The organism is Niveispirillum fermenti (assembly GCF_048066175.1).
Taxonomy (GTDB): Bacteria; Pseudomonadota; Alphaproteobacteria; order Azospirillales; family Azospirillaceae; genus Niveispirillum; species Niveispirillum fermenti.
Genome location: NZ_JBLTXA010000157.1, coordinates 1 through 250 on the forward strand (window position 1 = coordinate 1; position 250 = coordinate 250).

Consider the following 250-nt stretch of genomic DNA (forward strand, 5'->3'; position numbering starts at 1 on the left):
AGTGAAGATGCTGACGGCGAAGGGCTTGCTGAGCGCGCGTCCGCGTCAGGGTACGGTTGTGCAGCCGACCTCGTCCTGGAACCTGTTTGATACGGATGTTCTGCGCTGGCTTTTGGAGCGTCAGTTTTCGATAGAGCTACTGAAGCAGTTCAGCCAGTTGCGCGTTGCGATTGAGCCTGAGGCGGCCTCGCTTGCGGCGCGTTTTGCCAGTGTGCAGAGCCTTCGGCAGATCAATGAGGGTCTGGAGCGG

1 protein-coding gene is annotated in these 250 nt (G+C 59.6%); it reads left to right on the top strand.

Features of this window, described 5'->3' with window-relative positions:
- Positions 1-250, top strand: a 250-nt coding sequence (locus ACM9LZ_RS26135) for a FadR/GntR family transcriptional regulator (protein WP_416622421.1), incomplete at both ends; no start/stop codon positions are given.